22 protein-coding genes are annotated in these 20,991 nt (G+C 68.7%); 9 read left to right on the forward strand and 13 right to left on the reverse strand.

The window, feature by feature from the left end; genetic code table 11:
- The coding region (locus tag LK09_RS19610) for a hypothetical protein (protein WP_039403431.1) at window positions 1–290 on the reverse strand (290 nt) is incomplete at its 3' end.
- A gap of 109 nt (window positions 291–399) precedes the next feature.
- Here LK09_RS19610 and LK09_RS19615 point away from each other — a divergent pair.
- Entirely contained in the window at window positions 400–1,275 is an 876-nt protein-coding gene (locus tag LK09_RS19615; RefSeq protein ID WP_039403466.1) for a TolB family protein, read from the forward strand.
- A 231-nt stretch (window positions 1,276–1,506) separates the two neighbouring features.
- On the opposite strand, the gene LK09_RS19620 is transcribed toward LK09_RS19615, so the two are convergent.
- Window positions 1,507–2,766 (reverse strand): MFS transporter, encoded by a 1,260-nt coding sequence (locus LK09_RS19620; protein ID WP_082008397.1) that lies wholly within the window; start codon window positions 2,764–2,766, stop codon window positions 1,507–1,509.
- A gap of 123 nt (window positions 2,767–2,889) precedes the next feature.
- On the opposite strand from LK09_RS19620, the gene LK09_RS22075 reads away from it, so the two are divergent.
- On the forward strand, window positions 2,890–3,528 hold the full coding sequence (locus tag LK09_RS22075) for a CGNR zinc finger domain-containing protein (RefSeq protein ID WP_052227041.1): 639 nt from the start codon (window positions 2,890–2,892) through the stop codon (window positions 3,526–3,528).
- An 8-nt stretch (window positions 3,529–3,536) separates the two neighbouring features.
- Here the strand turns inward: LK09_RS22075 and LK09_RS19630 are convergent, their stop codons facing one another.
- A complete protein-coding gene (locus tag LK09_RS19630; protein WP_039403434.1) occupies window positions 3,537–4,115 on the reverse strand; it encodes a TetR/AcrR family transcriptional regulator in 579 nt (192 codons plus the stop codon).
- 110 nt (window positions 4,116–4,225) lie between these two features.
- Here LK09_RS19630 and LK09_RS19635 point away from each other — a divergent pair, with 110 nt between their 5' ends.
- Entirely contained in the window at window positions 4,226–5,245 is a 1,020-nt protein-coding gene (locus LK09_RS19635) for an aldo/keto reductase (RefSeq protein WP_039403437.1), read from the forward strand.
- A 71-nt stretch (window positions 5,246–5,316) separates the two neighbouring features.
- Here LK09_RS19635 and LK09_RS21015 read toward each other — a convergent pair whose 3' ends face one another.
- The 8 genes from LK09_RS21015 to LK09_RS19675 form a co-directional block, all read right to left on the reverse strand.
- Complete coding sequence (locus tag LK09_RS21015; RefSeq protein WP_052227042.1) at window positions 5,317–6,636, reverse strand: M24 family metallopeptidase; 1,320 nt, start codon at window positions 6,634–6,636, stop codon at window positions 5,317–5,319.
- Window positions 6,633–7,940, reverse strand: coding sequence for an MFS transporter (locus tag LK09_RS19645; RefSeq protein ID WP_039403440.1), 1,308 nt, complete (start codon window positions 7,938–7,940; stop codon window positions 6,633–6,635). The genes LK09_RS21015 and LK09_RS19645 overlap by 4 nt, the downstream gene beginning before the upstream one ends.
- Window positions 7,941–8,066: 126 nt before the next feature.
- On the reverse strand, window positions 8,067–8,972 hold the full coding sequence (locus LK09_RS19650) for a LysR family transcriptional regulator (protein WP_039403442.1): 906 nt from the start codon (window positions 8,970–8,972) through the stop codon (window positions 8,067–8,069).
- Between the two features lie 64 nt (window positions 8,973–9,036).
- Window positions 9,037–9,435, reverse strand: coding sequence for a VOC family protein (locus tag LK09_RS19655; protein ID WP_052227043.1), 399 nt, complete (start codon window positions 9,433–9,435; stop codon window positions 9,037–9,039).
- A 30-nt stretch (window positions 9,436–9,465) separates the two neighbouring features.
- On the reverse strand, window positions 9,466–10,278 hold the full coding sequence (locus tag LK09_RS19660; protein ID WP_231563172.1) for an ABC transporter permease: 813 nt from the start codon (window positions 10,276–10,278) through the stop codon (window positions 9,466–9,468).
- A complete protein-coding gene (locus LK09_RS19665) occupies window positions 10,275–11,093 on the reverse strand; it encodes an ABC transporter permease (RefSeq protein WP_231563174.1) in 819 nt (272 codons plus the stop codon). The genes LK09_RS19660 and LK09_RS19665 overlap by 4 nt, the downstream gene beginning before the upstream one ends.
- Window positions 11,090–12,298 carry an ABC transporter substrate-binding protein gene (locus LK09_RS19670; protein WP_039403447.1) on the reverse strand — a complete coding sequence of 403 codons (1,209 nt, stop codon included), beginning with the start codon at window positions 12,296–12,298 and terminating at the stop codon, window positions 11,090–11,092. Before LK09_RS19670 ends, LK09_RS19665 begins: the two co-directional genes overlap by 4 nt.
- Window positions 12,295–13,386, reverse strand: coding sequence for an ABC transporter ATP-binding protein (locus LK09_RS19675; RefSeq protein ID WP_456237708.1), 1,092 nt, complete (start codon window positions 13,384–13,386; stop codon window positions 12,295–12,297). Before LK09_RS19675 ends, LK09_RS19670 begins: the two co-directional genes overlap by 4 nt.
- Before the next feature lie 125 nt (window positions 13,387–13,511).
- Between LK09_RS19675 and LK09_RS19680 the strand changes: the two genes are divergently transcribed.
- Entirely contained in the window at window positions 13,512–14,258 is a 747-nt protein-coding gene (locus LK09_RS19680; RefSeq protein ID WP_197061117.1) for a FadR/GntR family transcriptional regulator, read from the forward strand.
- A 26-nt stretch (window positions 14,259–14,284) separates the two neighbouring features.
- Window positions 14,285–15,067: a cache domain-containing protein gene (locus tag LK09_RS21020; protein WP_052227046.1), complete on the forward strand. Its 783-nt coding sequence runs from the start codon at window positions 14,285–14,287 to the stop codon at window positions 15,065–15,067.
- Here LK09_RS21020 and LK09_RS19690 read toward each other — a convergent pair.
- Window positions 15,064–16,782 carry a SulP family inorganic anion transporter gene (locus LK09_RS19690; RefSeq protein ID WP_039403449.1) on the reverse strand — a complete coding sequence of 573 codons (1,719 nt, stop codon included), beginning with the start codon at window positions 16,780–16,782 and terminating at the stop codon, window positions 15,064–15,066. The genes LK09_RS21020 and LK09_RS19690 overlap by 4 nt on opposite strands.
- 177 nt (window positions 16,783–16,959) lie before the next feature.
- Here LK09_RS19690 and LK09_RS19695 point away from each other — a divergent pair, with 177 nt between their 5' ends.
- The 3 genes from LK09_RS19695 to LK09_RS19705 are packed head-to-tail and all read left to right on the forward strand — an operon-like array spanning window position 16,960 to window position 19,634.
- A complete protein-coding gene (locus LK09_RS19695) occupies window positions 16,960–17,934 on the forward strand; it encodes a MetQ/NlpA family ABC transporter substrate-binding protein (RefSeq protein ID WP_039403452.1) in 975 nt (324 codons plus the stop codon).
- Window positions 17,935–17,937: 3 nt separating this feature from the next.
- Window positions 17,938–18,978 carry a methionine ABC transporter ATP-binding protein gene (locus LK09_RS19700; RefSeq protein WP_039403455.1) on the forward strand — a complete coding sequence of 347 codons (1,041 nt, stop codon included), beginning with the start codon at window positions 17,938–17,940 and terminating at the stop codon, window positions 18,976–18,978.
- Window positions 18,975–19,634 carry a methionine ABC transporter permease gene (locus LK09_RS19705; protein WP_039403457.1) on the forward strand — a complete coding sequence of 220 codons (660 nt, stop codon included), beginning with the start codon at window positions 18,975–18,977 and terminating at the stop codon, window positions 19,632–19,634. Before LK09_RS19700 ends, LK09_RS19705 begins: the two co-directional genes overlap by 4 nt.
- A gap of 1 nt (window position 19,635) precedes the next feature.
- On the opposite strand, the gene LK09_RS19710 is transcribed toward LK09_RS19705, so the two are convergent.
- The gene (locus LK09_RS19710; protein ID WP_039403460.1) at window positions 19,636–20,427 is read right to left on the reverse strand and encodes a LuxR C-terminal-related transcriptional regulator; all 792 of its coding nucleotides are present in this window, start codon (window positions 20,425–20,427) and stop codon (window positions 19,636–19,638) included.
- Window positions 20,428–20,537: 110 nt separating this feature from the next.
- On the opposite strand from LK09_RS19710, the gene LK09_RS19715 reads away from it, so the two are divergent.
- Window positions 20,538–20,991 (forward strand): acetyl-coenzyme A synthetase N-terminal domain-containing protein (locus LK09_RS19715; RefSeq protein WP_039403463.1); only part of this gene is annotated, 454 nt, incomplete at its 3' end.

Genomic DNA, 20,991 nt, shown 5'->3' on the forward strand with positions numbered 1-20,991 from the left:
TTCTCCGCCGACCGGAACCCCGCCTTCCGGGCCAACCCATCCGACCCCAGTTCCCGGGCCGACCGCCTGCTGATCCCGTGCGCGATGCGCGCCTGCAACGCCTGCACCCGCCGACCCAACCCCGCCAACGCCTCGTTCACCGCCAGCAAGCCCGCGTCGGTCATCGCCTCCACATCGTCATCGACCACCGCCGACGGAAACCCGCCACCGAGCGCGGAAAGCCAGCCGGCATCCACACTCTGCACCGCCTCCACGAGCGGTGCCAGATGAGTGACGGTGACCTCGACCATGCCACAAGCCTACGCAACGCAATCCGCTTGCGCAAGCCCTAGTCTCGAACATAAGATCGACGCAGTGCTGCTCACCGACACGAGTAGCCTGATCGCGAACGGAGAATCAATGTCATACCGAACCCTCGGGCCCAACCAGTCGGCGCATGTCCACATCTACGACACGGACACCGGCGCCGACGTCGTGATCCTCGAGAGCACCGACATCCTCTTCGAGGCACCCAACTGGTCGCGGGACGGCAGCAGCCTGCTGCTGAACGGTCACGGGCGGCTCTGGTCGTTGTCGCCGGAGGGCGGGCAGCCGTCCGAGATCCCGCTTCACGGAATCCCCGCGCTCAACAACGACCACGTCCTCGCGCCAGACGGCACCACAATCTATCTTTCGGCGGAGGACCAGCACGTCTACCGCGCTCCTCTGTCCGGCGGCACCGCCGAACGAGTCACGCCCGACGACGGAACATGGCACTTCCTGCACGGCGTCTCCCCCGACGGCGAGCGTCTCGCCTACACGCGGATCACCACCTTCGACCAGCCCGGCACGCTGGCCGTCATGTCCGCCGAGGGCGGGATGCCGACCATCATCGACACCGGACACGGCCACATCGACGGCCCGGAGTGGTCTCCTGACGGGAAGTGGATCTACCTCAACACCGAACGGTGGGCGACGCGTCCGGGCCACGCCCAGCTCGCCCGCCTCCCCGACGGCGGCGGCGAGCTGGAACGACTCGTCGAGAGCGAGACGGTCGACTGGTTCCCGCATCTCTCTCCCGACGGGACGAAGGCCGTGTACATCGAGTTCCCGCCGGGCACCGAAGGCCACCCGGCCGACCTCGACGTCGCGCTGGTCGTCGTCGACACCGCCGACTGGACCACACCGCTGACCCGGATCCCCCTGCCGGGAGGCCAGGGGACGATCAACGTCAACAGCTGGTCGCCGGATTCCCGCCGCTTCGCGTACGTCTCCTACCCGTTCGGCTCCGCATGACCCGCGTCGTCGTCACGGCTACGCCGGCTCGGTGGTCCGGATCAGACCGCAGTTCAGGCACGTCCAGGCGACGAGGAACCGCTCGTCGTCGAGGATTTCGAACGTCATGATGTCACCGCAGGTCGGGCAGAGTCGAGGATCCGCGGCGCGCGCCATCATGCCCCCAGCCTAGGGATGCCGGCCGGGGGTGTCAGCCTCGGCGGGGAAGGTGACGCGCATCCGTGTGCACGATCATCCGGCGTGCGCGGGTCTCGGCCAGACCGCCTCGCCGATGGCGACCACCAGGCCGAGGACGGTGAGCACCGCGCCGACGGCGACGGTGCCGACGATGGCGGCAGCACTCACTGTCACGGCTCCGGCGACGAGCATGCTGCCGATCAGCGAACCGCCGGCGATCCCCACGTTGACGCCCGCCGACAGCCCGGCGGCCGCGAGATTGACATTGCGCGGCGCGACCTTCAGCACTGCGGTCCCGAGGCCGGTGGTCAGGGCAGAGAACGCGAAGCCGGAGAGCACCGAGGAGGCGAGCAGCACCGCGGGGTTCGCGCCCGCGATCCACAGGGCGGCGAGCGATGCCGCCTGCAGGGCGGACGGAATCAGCAGCGACGTGCGCGGCCGACGGTCGGCGAGGATGCCACCCGCCCATACCCCGGCGAGCCCGGCGATCCCGCGGACCAGCAGCAGCGGCGCGATCGCCGAGGAGCCGAGGCCGGCGACGACGGTCACGAACAGGGCGGAGAACGTGAACGAGATGTAGAGGCCGCCGACTCCGAGCACGGTCAGGAGGATGAGCGCCGTGTAGCGCGGAATGCTCGCCTCCGGCCCGCCTGCATCCGCGGTGCGCTGCAGGGCCGGTTCCGGCATCCACCGCCAGACCGCGACGGTCACGGCGAATGCGAGGATCGCCACCGACCCCATGGCGACGCGCCATCCGGCGAGCTGTCCCATCCACGTTCCGACGGGCAGCCCGGCCACGCCCGCCAGCGAGCTTCCGGCGAAGACGAGTGCGATGGCGCGCCCGCGGCGTTCCGGTGGGAACATCCCCGCCGCGACCGGGACCACCGCGGCCCAGAACAGCGACTGGCTGAGCGCCATGACGATCCGTGCGGTCATCAGCGCGCCGTACGACGGGGCGAGCGCAGCCGCGATCGGCGTGACGGTGAAGACGCCCAGCACCACGAGCATCACGGTCCGCCGGCGCCAGCTCAGGGTGAGCGTGGCCAGCGGGATGGACACGACGACCACGACGCCGCCGTAGGCGGTGACGAGCAGGCCGATGGCCGCGGGCGTGACACCGAGGTCGGCGGACATCGGAGTCACCAGGCCGACGGGCAGCCCCTCCGCCGTCACGTACGCGAACGCCGCGGTCGCCAGTGCGATCAGCGCGACAAGCGGGCGGCGCCCGCGCACTGGTGTGCCGATCCTCCGGTCGCCGGGCTCCCGCGGGCGTCTTCTCGCGTCCGGCATCCGGACCGCATCCGATTCGCTCATGATCGACCACCCCGACGTGTTTCCATTGAAATCGGTTTGACCAGAAACACGTTAGACGGTTGCGGCCGCGAATGCAACCGGTAAACTTGCTTTTACCGGAAACACTTCGTTCGGAGGCCGCACATGGAACCGGAACAGGCGACGCCACGCGCCGTTCCCGCGCACGAGCTGCGCATCGTGGGCGGCAACGCAGCCCTCGACCTCTGCAACTCCCGCAGCGGTCCGCACGACGGCGGCACCGACATCGACTCGCTCACCGAGGCCGTCCACATCGTGCCCTGGGCGGTGCACGCCGGTGTCATCAGCGCCGGCGAAGCGGACGAGCTGGGCCGCGGCGGGGCATCCTCCTCTGATGCGGATGCCACGGATCTGGATGCCCTCGTCCGCCTTCGCGAGCAGGCGCACGCGGTGTTCGCCGCATTGGCGGCGGGCGCCGACCCGGACCCGGAAGCGATGGACGAACTCCGACGAGCGGAAACAGACGCTGCCGGTCGGGCCCGGCAGGTGCGCGTCGAGGACCACTACGAGTACTCGTGGCCGGCATCCAGTCGGGCCGTCGTGCGCGACCGTGTCGCCCATGCGGCGGCCGAACTGCTGCGCGACGGCCCCCTCTCGCGGGTCAAGCAGTGCGCCGGATGCAGTTTCCTCTTCCTCGACGAATCGAAGAACGGCAGCCGCCGCTGGTGCAGCATGGAGGACTGCGGCCGGGAGGCGAAGATGCGGCTCTACGTCGAGCGGCGACGCGCGCGTTCCGCGGCCTGATTCCGACGTCAGTCGGTGGCGCGCGCCACCGTCAGGCCGTCGAGCAGCACATCCGTCATCGGCGACGCGCGGTCGGCAGAATCGGCGAGTCGGCTGAGGGCGTGGATGAGGTCGTCGGCACGGATGCCATCCCGAATGGTCCCGTCGGCGGCACCGGCATCCAGAATGCGCTGGACCCGCGGCGCGAGAACGCCGAGGAACTGTGCCGGCAGCGGCTGGTAGGCGGGATCGCCGGAGTGGAGCGCACTTGCGAATCCTCGCTTGGTCGCGACGAAGCGGGCGAGGCTCTGCGCCCAGAGCCGGAGCGCCTCGGCGGGTGGGTATTCGTCCGCCAGGCGATCCGCCTCGGCGGCGGTGGCGTCGAGCTCCCGACGGAAGACGGCGATGATCAGATCCGATCGCTGCGGGTAGTTGCGGTAGATCGTCCCGACTCCCACGCCCGCCCGTGCCGCGATCTCCCGCATCGGGGCATCGACCCCCGACTCGGCGAAGACGGCCTTCGCCGCCTCGAGGACGACCTCCGTGTTGCGCTGCGCATCCGCCCGCTTGCGTCGGGGCGCGGCGACCGGCGCCTCTTCCGCATCCATCTGAGCCCTCCACGTGACAAACGGAACGATGTTCCGTATAGTTGCGGACGACTGTTCCGCTTACGTCCAGAGTAGGCGATCGACAGGAGAACCGCCCGATGGAGGAAACAATGCGCTACCGCCCGCTCGGCCGCACCGGCATCCACGTCTCGCCCTTCGCGCTCGGCGCGATGATGCTCAGCTCGTTCGGCGCCGGCGACCAGACCGACGTCGACAGGATCGTGGCCCGCGCCCTCGACGCCGGCATCAACTTCGTCGACACGGCCGACGCCTACGGCGACTCCGAGGAGATGCTCGGCCACGCGCTGAAGGGACGCCGGGATGACGTGGTGCTCGCCTCGAAGTTCGCCCGTCCGATCGGCGACGAGGTGAACCACCGCGGCGGTTCTCGTCGCTGGATCGTGACGGCGGTCGAGAACTCGCTGCGGCGACTGCAGACCGACCACCTCGACGTGTACCAGATGCATCGCCCCGACCCGCAGACGGACATCGAGGAGACTCTCTCGGCGCTCACGGACCTGGTGCGCAGCGGCAAGGTGCGCGCGATCGGGTCGTCCGACATGCCCGCATCCGAGATGGTCGAGGCGCAGTGGGTCGCCGAACGCCGCGGGCTGGAGCGCTTCCGGGTCGAGCAGCCCCACTACTCGCTCCTGGACCGTTCCATCGAACGGGAAGTCCTGCCGGTCGCGCAGCGCTACGGGCTCGGCACCGTGATCTGGAGCCCGCTCGCCAGCGGGATGCTCACCGGACGCGTCCGGCGCGGCCAGGAGACCGATCTGCGGCGGACGCGGATGTTCGCCGCCCTGCGTGACGAGCGCCGCATCGACACCGTCGAGGATTACATCGCCCTCGCCGACGAGGCAGGACTGTCGCTCACGCATCTGGCCCTCGCGTTCGTGATCGCCCACCCCGGCGTCACGGCGGCGCTCATCGGGCCGCGCACGATGGAGCAGCTCGACGACCTGCTCGCCGCCGCAGAGGTTCAGCTCACGGACGACCTGCTGGACCGGATCGACGCGATCGTCCCGCCCGGCACCGGGGTGGGGCGCATGGATCAGGAGTACAACACCCCGCCGATCGTCTCCGCGACGCTGCGCCGCCGCCCCGTGGAGGACCGCTCGGCGACATAGCCCCGCCATTGAAAGCGTCCGGACAATTCGCGCGGTCCGGGCACTTCGTGCACCCCGGTGCCGGCGTCAGATCAGTCCGGCGACGCGCCCTGTGTCGCCTGGCCGACCAGGGGCGCGCCGCCGCCCGAGTCGCCGGCCTGCGCGACGGGGCCGCGTCGTGCTGGCACGGCGATCAGTTCGTGCGGAAGGGAGTGAAGCAGTTCCGGTCCGCTCTCGCGGATGACGATCAGGTCTTCGATCATGATCGCCCCCACATCCGGTGTGTATGTCGGCACCTCCACGGCGAACACCATTCCCGCCTGCGCGCGCACTTCGCAATCGGGACCGATGAAGGGCGGTTCTTCGTGGAAGGTGTCGATCCCCACCGAGTGGCCGACATGTCCCCTGTTGAACGTCGGAAAACCAGCCGAACGGACGTAAGACATCGCTGCCGTGAATGCATCGCCGATGCGCGCCCCGGGCCGCAGCTCCTCTCGAGCACGACGCTGGGCTTCGGCGAGGACGTCGTGGAGGCGTCTCGCTTCGCTGCTCGGCTCACCGAACGCGAAGGTGCGGCCGCCGTCGCTCCGGTATCCGCCGACCGTGGTCCCGCAGTCGAATTTGACCAGATCGCCGCGCGACAGAGCCTTCGCGGTGCTGCCATAACTCGCCGACGTCGTGCCTCCGACGGTCGGGAGGACCCAGTTGTCCGTGTAGCCTGCATAGCGCGGGTCGCCGATCGCCGCTGATGCGACCGCGATCTGATAGGCGGACCGGATGTCCGATGCCGTCATCCCTGTCCGAGCGAGCTCCATGGCGCCGACCATCCCTCGCTCGGAGAGCTCGACGGCGGATCGGAGCCGTGCGATCTCCCACTCTTGTTTGACGAGTCGCTGCTCGTACATTTCCGGCGTGAAATCCAGCCACTCGACGTCCGGCGCAGTGCGCTGCAGGCGCTCCCATGTCGCGACATTGAGATGAGGAAGGTCCGTGGCCACCCGACCGGAGTCCATCCGGAGCGACCGGAGCGCGTCGGCGACTCGTACGTCGAGTTCCCCGTCATCCCACTGTTCGGGTCGTTGCCTTGTCGGCGACAGGGCCGGCGTGGCCAGCTCGCTCGCCATCGACAGATCGACCCAGAGGCGATACGTAGAGAGGTGGAGGTCCGGTGCGGACTCCCTGGCCGTCTTCTCCTCGAAGTCGCCGAGCACCAGCGTCACCGGAAGCTCCGACTCTGCGGGCACGAAGGCGAGCACGGTTCCGTGCATGCGCCACCATTCAGACACGAAGTAGCTGCGAAACCCTGTGACGTAGAAGAGGTTGGATGGCGTGAACGCGACGTATCCTGCCAGTCCACGTGCGCGCAGCCGCTCGCGGATGCCCTCTACGATGCTCGTCTGTTCGGCGGTCAACTCAGCTTCCGTCCGCTCGTTTCCGTGGCCAGGAGCGCACTGACGACCGCGACGGCGGCAGTGATCGCGACGTAGACGCTGACCGCCGACGTCGTTTCGAAGGTCCGGGTCAGCAGCTGAGCGATGAACGGCGCGAGGGCGCCACCGAAGATCCCGGCCACCTGGTAGCCGAAGCCGGCGCCACTGGAGCGGACCCTGGTCGGGAACATCTCCGTGATGAACGCGGCCATCGGCCCATACATGATCCCCTGGGCGGCGATGCCGATCGCAATCGCCAGCACTGCCAGGCCCGCGACCGCTGTGTCGATAAGGGGCCACGCGACGAAAGCCCATGCCCCGACAGCGACGGCCCCGATGACGTATACCGGCCGACGGCCGATCCGATCCGAGAGGTGGGCGCTGACCGGGATGACGGCGAACTGCAGAGCACACCCGACCAGCACGCCTGTGAGCCCGACGCTCGCCGCCAGGTTCAAGGTGTTCGCGATGTAGGAGAGCGCGAAGACCGCGAAGACGTAGTAAGAGACGTCACTGGCGATGCGGATGCCGATCGTCATCAGAACCTGCCGCCAGGAGGTCCGCAACATGGTGCGCACTGGCCGTTCGTCGGTCTGTGCTTCGTCGAAGAGCGGCGACTCGTGGACGGCAGCGCGGATCCAGAAGGTGATCACCACGAGCACCGCGCTGGCCAGGAACGGGATGCGCCAGCCCCAGGCGAGGAACTGATCCTCAGGCAGCACGGCGTTCATCACGAACAGAGCACCGACGGCGAGGAGGTTTCCGGCCGGGACTCCCAGCTGCATCCACGAGGCGTGGAGCCCTCGGCTCCCGACCTTCCCGGCGCCATCGGCATGTTCCGCAGACAGGGTGGCCGCACCACCCCACTCGCCGCCCAACCCCAGCCCCTGGACGGCACGGAGGAGGACGAGAGCGACCGTCGCCCAGAGTCCGATGGCGTCGTATCCGGGCACGCAACCGATGAGGAATGTACCGCCACCCATCATCAGCAGCGTCGCGATCAGGATCTTCCGGCGGCCGATGATGTCACCGAGCCGACCGAAGATGATCCCGCCCAGCGGCCGGACGACGAACGCGACGCCGTACGTCATGAAGGACAACAGGAGGCCGACGCCGGGTTGAGCGGTCGGGAAGAAGACTTCGGGGAAGACGAGTGCGGCTGCAGAGCCGAACAGGAAGAAGTCGTACCATTCGATGCTCGTCCCCGCGAAGGCGGAGACGACAGTTCGGCGGAGGTCGCGAGTGGGAGTGGGGCGGTCGATGGGGGGACGGTCGATAGCAGTCATCGTGATTCCTGTCGGCGTTGAAGGATTGAAAGCACGCTATCCAGGCGACTCAATTCCTGTCCAATATCGAATACCGCCGTCGCAATACCTATTTGGAATGACAGACACGCCTCCCCGGAAGACCCCCTACACCTCGTGGAGGATCCGCGCCGGTGTTGCCGGTCGCTGCGGGAGGCTGTCGAGAACCAGCCGGGTCGCCGGCGAAGGCACCGCCGCGGTGGTCACCACGGCAAGGGGCAGGGGATGATCGCCGGCCAACGGCACGTACACGACTCCGGGCGGGGAGAAGCGGCGCGCCGACGAGGGCACGATGCTGACCCCGGCGCCGAGCGCAACGATGCCCAGGATGGTCGAGGTGTGCCCCGCGGCCTCCTCTGGATCGAATGCCACGCCCGCGGAGAGGAACATCTCACTCACCCGATCCCAGTACCCGGGCCCGGCTTCTCGACGGAAGAAGATCACGCGTTCATGCCCGAGCTCCGCAACCGCCACACCGCCTCGCGCCGCAAACGGACTCGTCGCAGGCGCGGCCAGGACGAGCTGTTCTTCCCAGACCGTCCTGGCTCGGATTCCCGGGGCTACCGGCGGACGGATGAACCCGAGGTCGAGGTCACCGAAGCTGAGCGCATCAAGCGTCTCCGGCGTCTCCATCTCCACGACGGAGAGCGTGACATCCGGAAGCCGCGACGCGACCCGTCCCAGGAGCGTCGGCAGCGCCTCGTAGAACGCGGATCCGACGGCGCCGATCCGGACCGTCCCGCGCGTGCCTGACCGCAGCATAGCCGCGGTTCCCTCGAGTGCCCGCCAACTCGAGAGCGCATCACGCGCATGCCCGAGAAGATCCGCGCCCGCGGCCGTCATCGCGGCCCCTTGGCTGTTCCGCTCGAAGATCTGTATGCCGAGATGCGCCTCGACCTTCTGCACGCGCTTGCTCAGGGCAGGCTGCGCGATGTTGAGACGGGCGGCGGCGCGTCCGAAGTGAAGCTCTTCCGCGACGGCGATGACGCACTCGAGGTCTCTGTCGTCGACCATGCTCTCCTCGCGTTCGGCATCCTCCGACCCCTATCTTGCCGACTCCGAGACGTGGCGTCGATGTTCAGCCGGCGAAGGTCGCGAACTCCCAGTAGTTGCCGTCGGGGTCGGCGACGGTGAAGTCACGCGACGGATAGTCGGTCTGATCCGTGAGCTCGTGCACGAAGAACGCGCCCAGCGCCCGGGCGCGCTCGGCGACAGCATCCGGATCGGCCGTGACGACGTGCAGCGAGCTGGTCCCCGGCCGGCAGGGCGTCGGCCGTTCGCCGGTGCTCGACAGGAGCACCCGGCCGCCCTCGGGCCAGTCCAGCTGACAGTGGTGGATCGCGTCCCCCTCGCTCGGGATCAGCAGGTCCTCCGTGAATCCGAGCGCCAGCAGCCATGCCCGAAGGGCCCGCGCGTCATCGCTGACGACACTCGCCCAGATGCTCGGCTGCCGGTTTCCGCTGGTGCTCACGCTCACAGGGCCGAGCGTACGCCGCTCGGCCACGCCTCAGACCCGGCTGGTGACCGAATCGCCGGCGAGGCGCTGGGAGATCCAGACCGGGATGATGGCGAGGATCGTGAGCACGGCGGCCACGACGTTCACGACCGGCGCCTGGTTGGGCCGGAACAGGTTCTGGAAGATCCAGATCGGCAGCGTCTGCACGGCCGGGCCGGCGGTGAACGTGGTGACCACGATCTCGTCGAAGCTCAGCGCGAACGCGAGCAGCACACCGGCGGCGAGCGCGCCGCGCACCTGCGGCAGCGTCACCCACAGGAAGGTCTGCCAGCCGCTTCCGCCGAGGTCGCCCGAGGCCTCCTCCAGCGAGGTTCCCATCCGGCGCAGCCGCGCCTGCACGTTGTTGTAGACGATCACGATGCAGAAGGTCGCGTGGCCGATGATGACCGTCGCCATTCCGAGAGTGACTCCGAGCGGCCCCAGGGCCGTGAACGTGGATGCCAGGGCGATGCCGGTGATGATGCCCGGAAGCGTGATCGGAAGCACCACCAGGAAGTTGATGCTCTGCCGGCCGAAGAACCGGAACCTCTGCACGGCGAACGCCGCCATCGTCCCGAGAACCAGCGCGATCGCCGCGGCGCAGAGGCCTGCGATCACCGAGGTCGCGAGCGCGTCGGCCGCCCCGCGCGAGTGGAAGGCGTCCACCCACCACTCCAGAGTGAACCCGGGCGGCGGGAACGAGAAGGTGCGCGAGCTGTTGAACGAGTTCAGCACAATGAGTGCGAGCGGCACGTAGAGGATGACGAGCCCGATCGCCATGCAGAGCGAGACGACGATCCGCGCGGGCGTGGAGAGCAGCTTCACACGTTCTCCAATGCGCCGGTGCGGCGGACCGCGAGCAGGTAGAGCACGACCGCGACCAGGGGGATGACCGACAGCGCGGCGGCGAGGGGCTGATTGTTGGCCGTGACCAGCTGGCCGTAGATGAGGTTCGCGAGGAGCTGGGTCTTGCCTCCCACGATCCCCACCGCGATGTAGTCGCCGAAGCTCAGCGCGAAGGTGAAGATCGATCCGGCCACGATCGCGGGGAACACGAGCGGGAACGCGACGTTGCGGATCGTGCGCCACGTGGATGCCCCGAGGTCGTAGCTCGCCTCGAACAGCGAGTCGGGGACCCGGTCGAACCCGGCGTAGACGGGGATGATCATGTACGGAAGCCACAGGTAGGCCAGGGTCATGATCGTCGCAGGGAGGCCGAAACCGGGCGTGTAGCCGCCGGTCGCCGCCGCGATGGGGCCGCCCGGTTCGACCAGGATGCGCCAGGCGTACGCCTTGACGAGGTAGCTGGCCCACAGCGGCGTCGTCACCGCCACCAGGTAGAGCGCCCGCCGGCTCGGCCGGGCCACCTTCGCCATGTACAGAGCCATGGGGAAGGCGACCACGGCGTCGATGAGCGTCACGCCGAGTGCCACGAGGAGGGTCCGCAGCGCCACCGTCCCGTACAGCGGGTCGGTGAAGATCGTCGCGTAGTTGTCGAGCGTGAAGGTCGGGACGACCTCGCCCGTGAACCCGTTCACCGTCCAGAACGAAGAGACGAGGAGGACGGCGATCGAGCCCAGGTAGATGACGACGAGCCAGAGCAGTGGCGGCCCGAGCAAGAAGCCCAGGCGTGCTTTCATCCCTTGATCTCCTGCCACTTGGTGACCCATTCGCTGTACGGGGTGCAGTTGTCGCCGCTGCCGTCGACGCACTTGGTCTGCGGCGTCGTCCAGTAGTGGATCTGGGCCGCATAGGCGGCGTCGGTGGCGTGGTACGTGGTGCAGAAGTTCGGGTCGGTCGTCTCCTCGCACGCCTTGGTCTGGGCCGGGGCCTCACCGAACCACTCGGCGACCTGCGCGTTCACCTTGGGCGAGGTGATCCAGTTCATCCACTGGTACATGCAGTTGGGGTGCTTCGCCTTGGACGAGATCATCCAGGTGTCCGACCAGCCCGTCGAGCCCTCCTTCGGGACGGTCGTGGCCACGTGCACCTTCTTGTCGCTGTCGAGCAGGTTGGCGATGACCTGCCACGACGTCCCGACGACGCTGCTGCCGGACTCGAACGACTGCACGGCCTTCGTGTAGTCCGACCAGTACTCCCCGATGGATGCCTTCTGCTTCTTCAGCAGCGACACCGCGGCATCGAGCTGCTTCTGGGTCAGCGAGTACGGGTCCTTGATGCCGAGCGACGGGTCGTGCGCCTTCAGGTAGAGGGCCGCGTCGGCGATGTAGATCGGCGAGTCGTACGCCGTGACCTTGCCGGCGTGCGCGGCGGCGTCGTCGAACACGGCCGACCAGGAGTCCGGCGCGGGCTTCACGACATCCGTGTTGTACATCAGCACGTTGGCGCCCCACCCGTGCGGGATGCCGTACATCTGCCCGCCCACGGAGTTCCAGGCCTTGTCCTTGAGGAAGCTGGAGACTGTCGCGTAGTTCGGCACGAGCTTCGTGTTCACCGGCGCGACCTGACCGCCGTAGACGAGCCGGAGGGTGGCGTCGCCCGACGCGGACACACCGTCGTAGTCGCCGGTGCGCATGAGCTGCACCATCTCGTCGGAGGTGCCGGCCACCTTGGCGTTGACCTGGCAGCCCGTGTTCTGCTGGAACGGGGTCACCCAGTCGACCTTCGGGTCGTTGGTGCCGTCTTCGGCGTAGCCCGCCCAGACGATGATGTTCAGCTGACCTTCGTTGGCGCCGAGCTTCTTGGCCATCGGGATGCTCGGAACCGAGCCGGTGGCACCCGCGCTGGTGCCCGTGCCGGAACATCCCGCCATCACCAGGACGGCTGCCGCGACAGCCGCGACCGCGGCTGCCGAGCGCGCGAAGCGCTTCGTTCCACGATTCATGAGTCTTGCCTCTCTTGTACACCGCTGCTGTGCGGTACATCTGCGTTCTCAGCGGTCTCCGGGCCCGTGCTGTCGAGCTTGCGGAGATCCTCTTCGTTCCACGAGACGTGGACGCGCGTTCCGCGGTCCAGCTCGACGCGATGGGTGCGATCGTTGCTCTCCAGCACGGAGATCCGCAGCCCGGAATCGAGGTCGACGACTCGCCGGGTGCTGCTGCCGGCGTAAACCGATTCGACGATCGTTCCCGTTGCCGACGGGGCGCCGGCCGCCGCATCGGGCGCGGTGTGCACGACGAGCTTCTCGGGGCGGATGGAGAACTCCCCCTCGCGGCCGAGCACGGCTCGCGCGTGCTCGCGGTCGAACAGGTTGGACGTGCCGACGAAGTCGGCGACGAATCGTGAGGCCGGGTGCTCGTAGAGCTCGCGGGGCGTGCCGAGCTGTTCGATGCGGCCGTTGTTGAAGACCGCGATCCGGTCGGAGAGCGTCAGCGCCTCATCCTGATCGTGGGTGACGAAGACGAACGCGATCCCGAGCTCGTGCTGGAGCTGCTTCAGCTCCACCTGCATCTGCTGGCGAAGCTTGAGGTCGAGCGCTCCCAGCGGTTCGTCGAGCAACAGAGCCTTCGGCTGGACGACGGTCGCGCGGGCGAGGGCGACCCGCTGGCGCTGGCCTCCGGAGAGCTGCGCGGGGCGGCGATCGGCGAACCCCTCCAGCCGCACCGTGGCCAGGGCATCCATCGCCTTCCGCCGCCGTTCGGCGCGCCCGACGCCGCGGACCCGCAGACCGTAGGCGACGTTGTCGACCACCGACATATGGGGGAACAGCGCGTAGTCCTGGAAGACGGTGTTCACCGGCCGTGCCGCCGCGGGCTTGCCGGTCATGTCCTGGCCGAACAGCTCGATCGTGCCGGAGGTGGGCTGTTCGAATCCGGCGATGCAGCGCAGCACCGTGGTCTTTCCCGAGCCGGACGGGCCGAGCATCGAGAAGAACTCACCGGCATCGATCTCCAGATCGAGGTGGTCGACGGCCGAGACGGACCCGAACTGCTTGGTGAGCTGAGTGAGCCGGATCGCGGGCTGATGGGACAACGCTGAACCCCTTCGAACAACGAACGGGGCAATCATATGCGATCAGATGTTAAAGGGAAAGGATGGTGTTACCGTGAGATCCGAGTCCGCGATCCGGACGGATTCACCGCCGCGGAGGGATGCCGATGCCGTTCACGATGGGAAGCCAGAACGCCGCGCGTGCCGTCGTCTTCTCGCCGCTGGACGACGGCACCGGGCGTGCGCAACTGGTGACGCAGCGCCTGACGGACGGCATCATCAGCGGGATGCTCAAGGACGGCGAGCGGCTTCCGAGCGAGTCCGATCTGGCCAAGCGCCTGGGCGTCGCGGTGACGACGGCGCGCGAGGCGCTGGACATCATGCGGGATCAGGGCCTCCTGCGCACGAGGCGCGGGAGGGAGGGAGGCAGTTTCGTCACGTACGACCGCGAGACGGCAGCCAAGCTGCTCGACGACCGGCTGCGCTCCTCCTCGCGGATCGAGCTGCGCGACCTCTGTCTGGTCACGAGCGCGCTGGCGGGCACCGCGGCGGAGGAGGCGGCGGACCGCGCGAGCGACGAGGACATCGAGACGCTCACGGTCCTGGCCGCGAACGCCGACATCTCGACGGCGGGCGGCGCCCGGCGGGCGGCGGCCCGGTTCGGGCTCGAGATCGCTGCGATCAGCCAGTCCCCCCGCCTCGTCCGCGAAGAGATCCGGCTCCAGGCAGAGTCCGGACCTATACTGTGGCTCTGCCTCACCGAAGAGAAGTATCGAATCCTGAACCGCGACGCACGAGGACGAGTCCTCGAGGCGATCCGGCGGGTCGATCCCGCGCAGGCGCGGGAGTCGACCGTCCAGCCCATTCGAGCGGCCTTCGAATGGTTGATCGAACAGCGGGTCCGGGAGTCCTGACCCGACCGCGACGCAAAGGAGGGCCCGTGTCGATCGTTGCCGACGGTGTCACCGTCCGCGCCGCAGCCGAGCGCATCGCGGACGTGTTCAGCGATCTGTTCGCGTCGCTCGAACGCTGGCGAGAGGCCGCGGGCGATCTCCTGGTGTCACCGGAGAACCGGACGTCCTCCGCCGTCGATCGCCTCGTCGAGGCCTTCGCCGTCCCCGCGGTCACCGAGCAGGGTCTCGTCACCGGTGCGGGCTTCGTCGCCGCCCCCGGCCTCCTCGACGACGCGCAGTGGCACCTCTCCTGGTGGCTCGCCGCGCCCGGCACCACGGCCCGCCGGCTCCTCGCGGTCTCCGACCCGGACGCCGACGCGTTCCGCGACTACACGACGCTGGAGTGGTGGCGGATCCCCGCCACGACACGCTCCCGGCACTTGACCGGGCCCTACGTCGACTACGTCTGCACCGAGGATTCGACGGTGACGATCACCGTGCCCGTGATCCTCGGCGAGGAGATGGTGGGCATCGTCGGTGCCGACGTCCTCGTCGATCGCCTCGACCGCGTCCTCCTGCCGACGCTTCGGCAGCTGCCGGGCCCCGTGGCCCTGGTGAACTACACCGGGAGGGTGATCACCGCCACCGAGACCCACCGGGAGCCGGGATCCATGCTCCGCGCGGACGGTCTGCGCGACGCGCTGGCGCCGTTGCGATCCGCCGCACCCGGCCCGGTGGATGCCGCGCTCCCGTCCGGCGCGCACGTGGTCTCCTGCGGCGACACGTCGCTCGCCCTCGTCGTCGGGCTCGACCGGCTGCGAACGGATTAACCTCCCCCGTCGCCTCCGCGCCCGGCATCCCTCTGCTCGGCCTCGACGGCTCGGTGGATGTTGCCGTGGATGTGGTCCGCGCCGACGAGCCCGATCACGCCGTCGCGTTCGAGCACGGCCCGAGGGCCCGGCTTCACCCGGGTGAGGCGGAGCTGCACGCCGGCATCGCGGGCGAGGGTCACGACATCCGCCATCGAGGCCGCCCCCTGCGAGTCGATGAAGTTGACGCCACCGCAGTCGAGCACGATGCCCGTCAGGGCCGGGTTCGCCTGGATGACCCCGCGCACACGGTCCTCGAGCGCGTCGGCGGTGGCGAAGAAGAGGCCGCCGTCGAATCGGACCACCGCCACCGTGGGCAGGACCTCGTCACCCGGGAAGGTCTCGACCTCGCGGAACACCTGCGTCCCCCGTTCGCGACCGAGCGTCGGCATCTGCGGATGGGTGGCGACGGCGACCAGCCACACCAGCGACAGCCCGATGCCGATGATCACGCCCGCGAGCACTCCGAAGACGAGGGTGCTGAGCAGGGCGACGATCGCGATCCAGAAGTCGACCTTCTTCACCCGGAACAGCCGCCTCATCTCGGGAAAGTCCATCATGCCGCTGACGACGGCCTCGATGATGAGGGCGCCGAGCACCGCCTTGGGCAGACTCGAGAACAGCGGCGCCAGCAGCAGGAGCGTGAGCAGCACCGTCACGCCCGAGGTCAGGGATGCCACCCCGGTCTTCGCCCCGGAGCGGTCGTTCAGCGAGCTCGCCGACAGGCTGGTGGAGACGGGCATCCCCTGGAACAGTCCCGCCCCGATGTTGGCGAAGGACTGGGCGAAGGATTCCTGGTTGATGTCGATCTGGTAGCGGTGCTTGGCCGCGAAGGTGCGTGCGTCGCCCGCGGTCTGGGAGAAGCCGATCATGACCAGCGCCACCGCCGCCACGGCGACCGTGCCGGCGTGCTCCCACAGCAGCGCAAGGTCCGGAACCTGCGGTGCGGGCAGTCCCCGCGGCACCTCCCCGACCACCGCGACGCCCTTGGCGCCGAGATCGAACAGCGCCGACGCCACGAGTCCGCCCACGACGAGCACCAGGGCACCGGGAACCCGCGGCGCGATCGCCCGGAGTCCGAACACGACGACGAGGGAGACCACCCCGACGATCACCGTCGTCGCGTGGGCCTCACCGAGGGTCCCGAACCACGACCACAGCTCCTGCAGCGGATTGCTGCCCTCGGTCTTCGTCCCGGTGAGCTTGGGGAGCTCTCCGATCACGACGTCGATCGCCGCGCCGAACAGGAAGCCGGTGACCACGGCCCGCGACAGGAACTGCGCGATCCAGCCCATCCGGAACACGGCCAGCAGGAGGAAGAGGATGCCGGAGGCCAGAGTGATGCCGGCGACGAAGAAGGCGACATCCTGCTCGTCGGTGATGCTCGCGGCGAGCACGGCACTGGCCGCGACCGCGGCGAGACCCGAACTGGGCCCCATCGAGATCTGCCGGCTCGTCCCGAAGATCGCGTACAGGATCGCGCCGGCGGCGGCCGCGTAGAGCCCGTTCTGCAACGGCACCCCGGCGATGCCGGCGTAGCCGAGATTCTTCGGGACGATGAGCGCCGCGACGGTGACCCCGGCGATGACGTCACCGCGCAGCCACCCGCGCCGATACTCGCGAAGCTGGCCCACGATCGGGACCCCGATCGGGCTGCGACCACGCGTGGGGGACATGGGGATTTCTTACCGCACAGTCCGGTGGCCGAACAAGGTCGACGATCCGCCGTCCGCCAAACCGGATGTTGCACGACGGCACACGACGTCATCCGCCGGAACACGTTTTGACCCTCCTCGGGGCGGTGCGAGAGAGTCGCGGGGTTGCAAAACGCCCGCTACCGGAGGAGACACACGATGTCCGACGCACCCCAGACCCCCGAACCCCCGGCATCCCTGCCCGACAAGCCGAAGCGCTCGAAGACCGGCTGGATCGTCGGCATCGCCGTCGCCGTGGTGGTGGTGCTCGTCGCGGTCGGCGCGTTCGTGCTGCCGGGCCTCCTCTCGCCCAAGACCGCCGCGGCGGATGCCACCGGCAAGACCGTGACCGTGAAGATCGGCACGACCGAGCAGGCGGCCCCGTACTGGCCGATCCTCGTGAAGGAGGCCGCCAAGGAGGGGATCGACCTCCAGGTCGTCGGCTTCAGCGACTACACGCAGGCGAACCCGGCTCTGGTCGACAAGCAGATCGACCTGAACCTGTTCCAGCACCTGCTGTTCCTCGCGAACTTCAACGAGTCCGCGAAGGCCGACCTGACGCCGCTCGCGTCGACCCTCGTGGTGCCGCTGCCGCTGTACTCGCACACGTACAAGAACGTCGCCGACATCCCGCGCGGCGCGAAGATCGCGATCCCGAACGACGCCACCAACCAGGCGCGCGCGCTGCTGGTGCTGCAGGAGGCCGGGCTCGTCAAGCTCAAGAACGGCGGCACCGTGCTGTCGACGCCGGCGGACATCGTCGCCTCCGCCTCGAAAGTGACCGTGCTGCCGATCGACGCCTCCCAGACGGCCGCCGCGCTGAACTCCGCCGACGGCGCCATCGTCAACAACAACTTCGCCCTGTCGGCCGGTCTCGACCCGAAGAGCGCCATCTTCCAGGACGACCCGTCCAAGGCCGCCGCCCAGCCGTACATCAACGCGTTCGTGGTGCGTGCCGCCGACAAGTCCAACCCGACCTACCTGAAGGTCGCGGCACTGTGGCACACCCCTGCGGTGGAGAAGGCCGTGCTTGCCGACTCGAAGAACACCGCGGTGATCGTCGACGGCTACGACCAGGCCAAGCTGCAGAGCGTGCTCGACGGCCTGCAGAACGTCGTCAAGGCCGCTCAGTAGTCGATGACCGCGATCATCGAGTTCCGGGAGGCGTCCAAGACGTTCGGCACCGGCACCGAGACCTTCACCGCGCTCGACCGGGTATCCCTCTCGGTCGAGCGCGGTGAGATCTTCGGCATCATCGGCTACTCCGGCGCCGGCAAGAGCACCCTGGTACGGCTCATCAACGCCCTCGAACGGGTGTCGTCGGGCGCGGTCGTCATCGACGGCCTCGACATCAGCACCCTGCCCGAGAAGCGGCTGCGCGCGGTCCGCCGCGACATCGGCATGGTCTTCCAGCAGTTCAACCTGTTCCGCTCGCGCACCGTGTTCGGCAACATCGCCTACCCGCTGAAGGTGGCCGGCTGGCCGAAGGACCGCATCACGGCGCGGGTGACCGAGCTGCTCGCCTTCGTGGGACTGACCGAGAAGGCATGGGCGTACCCGGAGCAGCTCTCCGGCGGGCAGAAGCAGCGCGTCGGCATCGCCCGCGCGCTGGCCACGAACCCCGCGATCCTCCTCGCCGACGAGTCGACCTCGGCGCTCGACCCGGAGACCACCGCCGACGTGCTGCGCCTGCTCAAGCGCGTCAACCAGGAGCTCGGCGTCACGATCGTCGTCATCACCCATGAGATGGAGGTGGTGCGCTCGATCGCGGACCGGGTCGCCGTGCTCGACGGCGGCCGGGTGGTCGAGGTCGGCACCGTCTTCGACGTGTTCAGCGATCCGCAGACCGTCACCGCGCAGCGCTTCGTCGGAACGGTCCTGAAGGACCGCCCGGAACGGACGGACGTCGCCCGGCTGCGAGCCCAGCATTCCGGACGCATCGTCACGGCGCGCATCCACGACGACGGGCGGCTCGGCACGGTGCTCTCGGACGCCGTCGGACGCCACGGCGTGCGCTTCGAGATCCTCTACGGAGGGATCGGCGCCCTGCAGGGGCGGTCGTACGGGAGCCTGACGCTCGGCCTGCAGGGAGAGGATGCCGCGGTCGACGCGCTCATCGCCGACCTGCGAACCGTCACCGAAGTGACCGAGGTCGACACCGAGGAGGATGCCGCATGACCGACTGGTCGACCCTGCTGCCGGTCTATCTCACCTCCATCGGGCAGACGCTGTGGATGGTGTCCGCGACGCTCGTCCTCGGCGGTGTCCTCGGACTCGTTCTCGGTGTGCTGCTGTTCATCACGCGGCGCGGCGGACTGCTCGAGAACGTCGGCCTCTCCGCCGGGCTCAACCTGGTCGTCAACTTCGTCCGGCCGATCCCGTTCATCATCTTCATGACGGCGGTCGCTCCGCTCACCCAGCTCGTGCTCGGCACGTTCCTCGGCACGGCGGCGGCGATCTTCCCGATGACGATCGCCGCAACCTTCGCGATCAGCCGCATCGTCGAGCAGAACCTCGTGACCGTCGATCCCGGAGTCATCGAGGCGGCGCGGGCGATGGGCGCCGGACCCTGGCGCATCATCGTGACGGTGCTGGTGCCCGAAGCGCTGGGCCCCCTCATCCTCGGCTACACGTTCGTGTTCATCGGCATCGTCGACCTGTCCGCCGTCGCCGGCGGACTCGGCGGAGGCGGACTGGGCATGTTCGCGATCTCGTACGGCTATCAGCGCTACGACTGGGTCGTGACCTGGGTCGCGGTGATCACCATCGTGGTGCTCGTGCAGCTCGCCCAGTTCGTCGGCAACGCGCTCGCCCGGCGCGTGCTGCGCCGTTAGGTCAGAGGAGCCCCCGGCGCTGCGCCTCCGTCACGGCCTGCAGGCGCGACCGGGCGCCCAACCGGGTCATGATCGCGCGCATATAGCTCTTGACCGTGACCTGCGACAGCGCGAGCCGGTCGCCGATCTGCTGGTTGGAGAGGCCTTTCGCCACCAGCTCCAGGACTTGACGCTGGCGCGGGGTGAGGGCCACGTCGGCTTCGACGGCAGCCGGCTCCTGAAGCAGGAGCCGCAGTCGGCGGGCGGTGTCCTGGTCGCGGGTCGTGCGCAGGACGTCGAGCAGCTCGGCGCGCACGCGAGCCGAAAGTCCGGACGCGTCGGGCTCGCGCAGCGCGACCCGTTCGTCGACCAGGTCCCGGAGGCGCAGCTCACTCGCGACGCTGCCGGTGACCGACTGCAGGATGCCGGCGGCATCCGTCGCGGGCTCGGCGTCGCGCTGACCGAGGTAGAGCAGGCCCCGGACCTCGCCGCCGACCACGACGGGGGCGGCGGTGAGCTGGCGGATGCCTTCGCCGAGGATCTGCGGGTCGAATTCGTGGGTGATCTCGCGGGCACCGCCGTACTCGGCGACGGTGAGGGGCTTCCGCGACACCCAGGTGAGCCCGCCGAGACCCTTCGACGGCTGCACCCGGATCGAGGTCAGCGTGCCGGTCTTCGCACCGGCCGTCTCCTGGACCGGGATGGATCGGCCCTGCCGCAGACCGCCGAAGACGACATCCGCGCCGGTGCGCTGCCGGATGACGCGGACGGCACGACGGACGAGCTCTCGATCGTCGGGACGCGTCGAGTCCATGTCAGTACCGCCTTTGGAACCTAGCCGAACGCGGCGCTCAGCGCCGATGCTGTCGTTATCCGTGGATTCGACATCTTAGCGATCCGCACTGCACTGACAAGGAGGTCGGCATGCCGAACACAACCAGCGATCACCTTCAGATCGATCACCTGTTGAATGAGGATCGGCGGTTTGCGCCGTCGGCGGAGTTCGTGGCGCAGGCGAATGCGGGTGCGGGTGTGTATGCGGACGCTGCGGCGGATCGGTTGGGGTTCTGGGCGGATCGGGCGCGGGAGTTGGCGTGGCAGACGCCGTTCACGCAGGTGCTGGACTGGTCGAATCCGCCGTTCGCGAAGTGGTTCGCGGACGGGGAGTTGAATGTCGCGTTCAACTGTCTGGACCGGCATGTGGAGGCCGGTCTCGGGGACCGGGTCGCGTTGCTGTGGGAGGGTGAGCCGGGTGATTCCCGGCGGATCACGTACGCGGAGCTGACCGATGAGGTCAAGCGGGTCGCGAACGTGCTGGAGGGTCTCGGGGTCGGGCACGGGGACCGGGTGGCGATCTATCTGCCGATGATCCCGGAAG

This window comes from Microbacterium mangrovi (assembly GCF_000802305.1).
Lineage (GTDB): Bacteria > Actinomycetota > Actinomycetes > Actinomycetales > Microbacteriaceae > Microbacterium > Microbacterium mangrovi.

What these genes read in the sequence shown, in the direction of transcription:
- LK09_RS19615 (WP_039403466.1), top strand. Translation starts at nt 400, where the DNA reads ATGTCATACCGAACCCTCGGGCCCAACCAGTCGGCGCATGTCCACATC.
- LK09_RS19620 (WP_082008397.1), bottom strand. Translation starts at nt 2,766, where the DNA reads ATGAGCGAATCGGATGCGGTCCGGATGCCGGACGCGAGAAGACGCCCG.
- LK09_RS22075 (WP_052227041.1), top strand. Translation starts at nt 2,890, where the DNA reads ATGGAACCGGAACAGGCGACGCCACGCGCCGTTCCCGCGCACGAGCTG.
- LK09_RS19630 (WP_039403434.1), bottom strand. Translation starts at nt 4,115, where the DNA reads ATGGATGCGGAAGAGGCGCCGGTCGCCGCGCCCCGACGCAAGCGGGCG.
- LK09_RS19635 (WP_039403437.1), top strand. Translation starts at nt 4,226, where the DNA reads ATGCGCTACCGCCCGCTCGGCCGCACCGGCATCCACGTCTCGCCCTTC.
- LK09_RS19645 (WP_039403440.1), bottom strand. Translation starts at nt 7,940, where the DNA reads ATGACTGCTATCGACCGTCCCCCCATCGACCGCCCCACTCCCACTCGC.
- LK09_RS19650 (WP_039403442.1), bottom strand. Translation starts at nt 8,972, where the DNA reads ATGGTCGACGACAGAGACCTCGAGTGCGTCATCGCCGTCGCGGAAGAG.
- LK09_RS19665 (WP_231563174.1), bottom strand. Translation starts at nt 11,093, where the DNA reads ATGAAAGCACGCCTGGGCTTCTTGCTCGGGCCGCCACTGCTCTGGCTC.
- LK09_RS19670 (WP_039403447.1), bottom strand. Translation starts at nt 12,298, where the DNA reads ATGAATCGTGGAACGAAGCGCTTCGCGCGCTCGGCAGCCGCGGTCGCG.
- LK09_RS19680 (WP_197061117.1), top strand. Translation starts at nt 13,512, where the DNA reads ATGCCGTTCACGATGGGAAGCCAGAACGCCGCGCGTGCCGTCGTCTTC.
- LK09_RS19690 (WP_039403449.1), bottom strand. Translation starts at nt 16,782, where the DNA reads ATGTCCCCCACGCGTGGTCGCAGCCCGATCGGGGTCCCGATCGTGGGC.
- LK09_RS19695 (WP_039403452.1), top strand. Translation starts at nt 16,960, where the DNA reads ATGTCCGACGCACCCCAGACCCCCGAACCCCCGGCATCCCTGCCCGAC.
- LK09_RS19700 (WP_039403455.1), top strand. Translation starts at nt 17,938, where the DNA reads ATGACCGCGATCATCGAGTTCCGGGAGGCGTCCAAGACGTTCGGCACC.
- LK09_RS19705 (WP_039403457.1), top strand. Translation starts at nt 18,975, where the DNA reads ATGACCGACTGGTCGACCCTGCTGCCGGTCTATCTCACCTCCATCGGG.
- LK09_RS19710 (WP_039403460.1), bottom strand. Translation starts at nt 20,427, where the DNA reads ATGGACTCGACGCGTCCCGACGATCGAGAGCTCGTCCGTCGTGCCGTC.